We start from the raw sequence: 6471 nt of genomic DNA on the forward strand, positions 1-6471 counted from the left end.
AAAGTACGCGCCCTTTGGGTCAGGGCTTCTGCGGCACAGCGAAAGTCTTCACGCTCCATGTGCTCATCTGGGTTATGGCTCCCGTTCGGATTGAGGATAAAAAGCATGCCCACAGGCACGCCGAAGGGAAAGGGGCGCGCAGATTGTCAGATATCCCGGCAAAAGTCGCGCAATCATGACCGCCACCTGAAGGCAACGAGGTCTGATCGATACCACAGTGTCGCGCGGCCTGGATCAGACCCGTTTGAAAGGCCGGTGCCATGGGGGCTGGTGCCGTGCGGGTTGCAGGTCCCAGATCGATTGACACGCCGCGCTCTGCGGTGATCTTTGCCACAATGGCCTTCAAGAGATGATCGAACTGATTCAGAATAGCAGAGTCCTGGCTGCGCATATCCATCGTAAAACCCAGATGCCGCGGGACTTTGGTAGTCGCGTGTTGCGTGGGGTCAGTTGAGAACTCTCCCATGGTCAAAACCATAACGCCGCCCGAGTTTTCGGTTTGAAGCCACCAGCTTTCAAGGGTTGCGACAAGCTCTGCCCCGGCCAGAATCGCGTCTCGACGGTTCTGCTGGGGGACGCCGCCTGCATGGGTGGTCTCGGCACTGATCATGTCCAACTCAGCAAAAAGCCGCTTCGCCCGATCAAAGGCGCTCAACACAGCGCCTCCGGGTCTGGCAAGACGACATTTTGCGCTGCCTGAACCGGCTTGAAGAGCCGACAGGTGGCCACGTACGTCTGGATGGAAGTCAAGCGGGAGGCTTCATCCGAACGTTTGTCTGCGGCCCAGAAAAGCCAGTTCGGCTTTGTGTTTCAGAGGTTCAACTTGTTCCCGCATCTGCTTCCCCGCGATAATGTGGCCATTGGCCCGGAAAAGATCCGCGGGATGTCACGAGCCGAGGCACGGGCGCTGGCAGAGGAAGAGTTGTTAAGTGTCCATCTGCAAGACCATATCGATAAGCGCCCGGCGCTGATTTCACCCTAGTGCACCTCGGGAAATGGACCTATGACCTTAAAATCGGCGAGGGAACGCTGCAGGCCGCCGCTGACTTGATCGCGGATTACCGCGACCCGACCAGCCTGCGCTCCGGCGTGGTTCTTGTTCCACATGCACCGGATATCTGTTCGCCGGATCTGCTGCGCCAAGTGCGCGACGACACCGGTTTACGGATCAACACACATGTCTCGCAAGGCGGGGTCGAGGTGGATTTCATCCATGTAAGGGACAGGATGAGCCTGCCTGAACTGCTGGAAGAGGTCGGCCTGCCGGCTGACAGCCTGATCGGGGCCCATTGCATTCACGTCTCAGATACTGACATCGTGGTCGTGCAGGCGCCCATCTGGCGTATAACGCTAAGAGAAATCAGACCCATGGTCACATGGCTCTGACAGACGCGCTGTGCCGGGCTTGCATGAAACTCACACTGCCCGCCGACAACATGCATGCCGACATGGTGGAGTCGATGCGGTGGGCTTTGACCACGGGGCGCCTGCAAGAGGGCAAGATCGTCAATGCCTGGCAGCCCGAAAAAATATTTGAAGCTAAGACGATAGGCGGCGAGCGTGCGTTGGGTTTAGAGGCCGAGATTGGCTCTTTGGCCGTTGGCAAACGCGCAGATCTGGTGTTGTTCGACTTTCGGCGTCCATGTCTGTGCGCGCTGATCAATGTGCTGGGAACTCTCGTGCATACAGCTCAAGGCCGCGACGTGGACATGGTGATTGTAGAAGGTGAGGTGGTTGTCCCTGGCGGAGAGCCTCTTCGGGTCGACAAAATGGCCGTATCGGAGGCAGCAGTAACGGCGGCAGCGGCGCTATGGCGCCGGGCTCGGGCGGAACAAGCGGGGCAGCTATAAACACCCTGGGCGTGCGCGCTGACAGGATCATCTTCGCCCGACACATCAGAACCTCCGATAACCCGTTCGCCGCCGTCTTCGGCCGTTTGGGTGAGAATCATCTTGGTGACGCCAATGTCGATGCCAAGCGTGACCGGTCTCGCGCCTTGCTGCGGCGCGGTGGTTTGCCTACCTCGCACATATCGATTATGTGAAGATCGATGAGATCGCCAAAAGTTGCGAGGCGGGACATGGATGACTTGTTCGGGGCCAATCCCTGATCCACCCGGGTCTCCGCCTGACGGGCGCAGTGATGGGCGTCATCGCGCAGGAGAAATGTCTCGCTCGCGTAGCGGCCCTTTCGTCTGACCTGGACCCGGTAAGCACCGGAGGGGAGTTTTGTGATGGAGGCCATTTTCGTGTGCGCTGCGTGTGCAATGAGTCGTCGTAGAGGGGCAAATTCGGGAATATTGGGGCGTAGTGCAGCGTAGCAGCAATCGCCGCCAACAGTTTGAAGATACACAAAAAATGCAAATAAATCAACATGCTAAATTGTCTATTGCGCCTATGATGGACTGGACGGACCGCCATTGTCGCTACTTGCACCGACTGCTGAGCACGCATGCGCTTTTGTATAGCGAAATGGTGACATCTGCGGCGTTGGTGCGCGGGCAGGCGGTGCATTTGCTGGAACACTCCGCCGCAGAGCATCCAGTTGCGTTGCAGTTGGGCGGCTCGGACCCGCGCGAATTGGCGCAAGCGGCTGTGATGGGCGCGCAGGCAGGATACGACGAGATCAACCTCAATGTTGGGTGCCCGTCTGACCGGGTGCAATCGGGGTGCTTTGGCGCGGTTTTGATGGAACAGCCGGCGCTTGTGGCCGAATGTGTGGCTGCGATGCGTGCCGCGGTCACGATCCCCGTGACAGTGAAATGTCGCATTGGTGTGGACGATCAAGACCCCCACGAGGTATTGCCCGAATTTCTGGCGCGGGTTGTGGGCGCAGGGGGCGAGCGGGTCAGTATTCATGCGCGCAAAGCTTGGTTAAAGGGTCTTAGCCCAAAGGAAAATCGCGACATACCACCGCTAGACTATGATTTGGTCATGCAGATGAAGGGGTTGTTTCCCAACCTGCACATCACGATCAATGGCGGCATCACATCACTGGATCAGGCCGTGGCGTTTTTGGATGCGGGCCTTGACGGCGTGATGATCGGGCGCACGGCGTATCATGACCCTGCGCAGATATTGTGTGCGGCTGATCCGTTGATTTATGGCCGCGGTCAGACGACACATCCCGAAGACGCGGTGTTGCAGATGTTGCCCTACATTGATGCCCATTTGACTGGCGGTGGCAAATTGGGTCAAATCTCGCGGCATATGTTGGGGTTGTTTACCGGCCGACCGGGCGCACGGGCATGGCGGCGCATCTTGTCGGAGGGCGCGCACCGTCCCGGCGCCGGGCCCGAACTGGTTCAGGAGGCACTGGCCCAGATCGTACCGCTGGATCAGATACCGCAGGCCGGTTGACCCGCTGGCACGGCTCTTGCACATGACGCATCGCGGCCATGTTAACGATGGCTGCAATTTGCGCCCGATTTGCGGCTGTCAGCCCTTGGCAAGCCAGCCCCCAACACTTATACGCGCAGCCTGATCCTTATCGGAGACCTCAAAATGGTTGGCAGCGCAAATCTCAATATCATGATCAAGGCTGCCCGCCGGGCGGGCCGTGCCCTCGTGAAAGACTTTCGCGAAGTGGAGAACCTGCAGGTTTCCATGAAGGGGGCGGGCGACTTTGTCAGCCGGGCCGATATCAACGCCGAAAAGCTCATCAAAGAAGACCTGATGGGCGCGCGCCCCACCTATGGCTGGTTGGGTGAAGAAGGCGGCGGTGACGAAGGCCAAGACCCCACACGCCGGTGGATCGTAGACCCGCTGGATGGCACCACGAACTTCTTGCACGGGCTGCCTCATTGGGCGGTGTCGATCGCATTGGAACACAAAGGCCAGGTCGTGGCGGGCGTGGTGTTTGACCCTGCCAAAGACGAGATGTTCTTTGCCGAAAAGGGCGCTGGTGCGTGGATGAACGAAAGCCGTTTGCGGGTGTCTGGCCGTTACAAAATGATCGAAGGTCTGTTTTCGACCGGTGTGCCCTTTGGGGGGCGCGCAGATCTTCCCGATACGCTTCGAGAAATCGCGCGGGTGGCCCCATCATGTGCCGGTGTGCGGCGCTGGGGTGCTGCGGCGCTTGATCTGGCCTATGTGGCGGCTGGCCGGTCTGATGGGTATTGGGAACGGCGGCTGAATGCGTGGGATATCGCGGCGGGCTTGGTCATTGTGCGCGAAGCGGGCGGTTTGGCAGAACCCATCAACCCGGCAGGTAACATCGTCGAAGACGGTACCGTCATTTGTGGCAACGAGGCGCTGTTTGCGCCGCTTGCAAAATTGGTGCGCGGCTAATTACGTCCAAGGCCCGCGTGGTTTGCGGCGCCGTCCAGCCTTTGGGATGGCGCTAGCGACCAGCTTGTATTGCGCCTGTGGGTGTGGCGGCAGGCCGTGGGTTTTGTTCCAAAAGGCGGGCCCACCCAAGCGCAGCCAGACCGGAATGGCCAAGGCGACACCGGCCACAAAGCCACCTGCATGGGCCCAATAGGCAACGCCGCCATTGTCTGGCGACGCACCGATGCCGCCGACAAACTGCATGGCAAACCAAGCCGCCAGCATGATCCATGCGGGGATCGGGAAGATCTTGAAGAACACGATCAGGATGATCAAAATATCGACCTTGGCCTTGGGGAATAACAACAAATACGCGCCCATGACCCCGGCGATAGCCCCCGATGCGCCGACCATCGGCACATAGGACGCAGGCCCCGATGCATATTGCGCCAAACCCGCTGCGATGCCCGCGACAAGGTAGAAAACCAAATACCCCAGATGACCAAGCTCATCTTCGATGTTGTCGCCAAAGATATATAAAAACAGCATGTTACCGGCCAGATGCATCCATCCACCGTGCAGAAACATCGAACTGATCACCGTATAGCTGGCCTCACCATTGTTGAGCCGCGCGGGGATCAGCGCCCAATTATACCAGACCTCATTGATCAGTTGGGTGTTCTGCATGACACCGACATAGCTGAGGAAAATACCAATATTGGCGGCCATCAGCAGGTAGGTGATATAGGGCGTGCGCCCCGACGGATTGTGATCGCGTATTGGAAACATGGCGCTAGGCTGGGTGATCTGGGCAGTGGCGTCAAGGGACCCCGGTTGCGGGATCCCTTGTGTGCGATTGCGTCAGGTCGCCGCACCCAAAAGCGCCGCGTTGCCGCCCGATGCGGTGGTGTCGACGCAGACGTGGCGTTCGGCGCGGACGCGGGCGGCATCGGGCGCACCGGGGATCAACGGAATGATCGGCCCTTTGCGCGCGGCTAACGCCTGTTCTATGGCGCGGCCGGTGGCCTCATCGCCCCACCACAGCACGCCGCCATAGCCGGGTCCGTCCGTTAAATCTTGTGGGGTGATGCGCCCGGTGGCCGCCACGGCGTGCCCGCCCAACGCGGTAACGGCACGTGCTTGTGCGGCGGCGGCATCGGCGCCGGGCCCTGCGCATAGTAGGGCGGCACGGGGCAATGTGCTTAGGCGGTTGGATTCGCCCGTGGGTCCGGGCAGGGTTTCGCTATGTATCCCAGCGGGGGCGTCCTGCGGCAGGGGTGGCAGCGTGGGGGATGGCGCGTCCCATTGCGCGGTATGTGTCTGGCGGTCGGGGGCGGCAAACCGTGTTAGATACATCGGGCCGCCCGCTTTGGGGCCGGTACCAGATAAACCCTCACCACCAAAGGGTTGGCTGCCGACAATTGCGCCAATTTGGTTGCGGTTGATATAGATATTTCCCGCCTCGATCCGGTCTGACACGTGCTGCACGCGATCATCAATGCGCGTGTGCAGCCCAAATGTCAGGCCATAGCCCGTCGCGTTGATCGCATCGATCACGGCATCCAGTTCGTGGGATTTAAACGTGACCATGTGCAAAACAGGGCCAAAAATTTCATGCTCCAGCTGATCAATGCCAGACAGTTTGATCAACGTCGGCGCAATAAAGGTGCCGTCCTGCGGCGTGCCAAGTTCGGCCAACACGCGGCCCTCTTGGCGGGCGCGCGCGATATGCGCCGCGATGCCTGCGCGGGCTGTTTCGTCAATGACAGGCCCCACGTCGGTCGACAGATCCCACGGCACGCCCAACCGCAACGCCTGCATGGCGCCGATCAACATTTGTGTGAAACTCTCGGCGATGTCCTCTTGGATATACAGGCACCGTAGCGCCGAACACCGTTGGCCGGCGGATTGAAACGCGCTTTCGATGATAGATTGCACGGCTTGTTCGGGCAGGGCGGTGCTGTCCACGATCATCGCGTTCAGCCCGCCGGTTTCCGCGATCAGCGGCGTGCCCGGCGTGCAATGCGCCGCCATTGATGCCCGAATGCGCAGCGCGGTCGCCGTCGACCCGGTAAAGGCCACGCCGCCCACGCGCGGGTCGGCGGTTAGCGCCGCGCCAATGTCGCCACCACCGGGTAGCAATTGCAGGGCCGTGCGCGGCACACCGGCGTCATGCAGGATCGAAACGGCCAGATACGCGGTG

8 protein-coding genes are annotated in these 6471 nt (G+C 60.1%); 5 read left to right on the top strand and 3 right to left on the bottom strand.

Translation table 11 applies throughout. The features are described from left to right. Positions 1–19 precede the first annotated feature (19 nt). The gene (locus tag ABJH13_RS03295) at positions 20–655 is read right to left on the bottom strand and encodes a hypothetical protein (protein WP_348404791.1); all 636 of its coding nucleotides are present in this window, start codon (positions 653–655) and stop codon (positions 20–22) included. 66 nt (positions 656–721) lie between these two features. Between ABJH13_RS03295 and ABJH13_RS03300 the strand changes: the two genes are divergently transcribed. The 5 genes from ABJH13_RS03300 (at position 722) to ABJH13_RS03320 (ending at position 4289) form a co-directional block, all read left to right on the top strand. Then, a complete protein-coding gene (locus ABJH13_RS03300) occupies positions 722–982 on the top strand; it encodes a hypothetical protein (RefSeq protein WP_348404792.1) in 261 nt (86 codons plus the stop codon). Continuing rightward, positions 982–1386 (top strand): amidohydrolase family protein, encoded by a 405-nt coding sequence (locus ABJH13_RS03305; protein ID WP_348404793.1) that lies wholly within the window; start codon positions 982–984, stop codon positions 1384–1386. The genes ABJH13_RS03300 and ABJH13_RS03305 overlap by 1 nt, the downstream gene beginning before the upstream one ends. 23 nt (positions 1387–1409) lie before the next feature. Continuing rightward, entirely contained in the window at positions 1410–1850 is a 441-nt protein-coding gene (locus tag ABJH13_RS03310) for an amidohydrolase family protein (RefSeq protein ID WP_348404794.1), read from the top strand. Positions 1851–2357: 507 nt separating this feature from the next. Continuing rightward, the gene (dusA, locus tag ABJH13_RS03315; protein ID WP_348404795.1) at positions 2358–3359 is read left to right on the top strand and encodes a tRNA dihydrouridine(20/20a) synthase DusA; all 1002 of its coding nucleotides are present in this window, start codon (positions 2358–2360) and stop codon (positions 3357–3359) included. 144 nt (positions 3360–3503) lie between these two features. Then, positions 3504–4289 (top strand): inositol monophosphatase family protein, encoded by a 786-nt coding sequence (locus ABJH13_RS03320; RefSeq protein WP_348404796.1) that lies wholly within the window; start codon positions 3504–3506, stop codon positions 4287–4289. Here ABJH13_RS03320 and ABJH13_RS03325 read toward each other — a convergent pair whose 3' ends face one another. Together ABJH13_RS03325 and ABJH13_RS03330 are read right to left on the bottom strand one after the other, a co-directional pair. Next, entirely contained in the window at positions 4290–5057 is a 768-nt protein-coding gene (locus ABJH13_RS03325; protein WP_348404797.1) for a rhomboid family intramembrane serine protease, read from the bottom strand. A 72-nt stretch (positions 5058–5129) separates the two neighbouring features. After that, positions 5130–6471: aldehyde dehydrogenase family protein (locus tag ABJH13_RS03330; protein ID WP_348404798.1), on the bottom strand; the 1342-nt coding region annotated here is incomplete at its 5' end.

Source organism: Roseobacter sp., assembly GCF_039970775.1.
Lineage (GTDB): Bacteria > Pseudomonadota > Alphaproteobacteria > Rhodobacterales > Rhodobacteraceae > Roseobacter.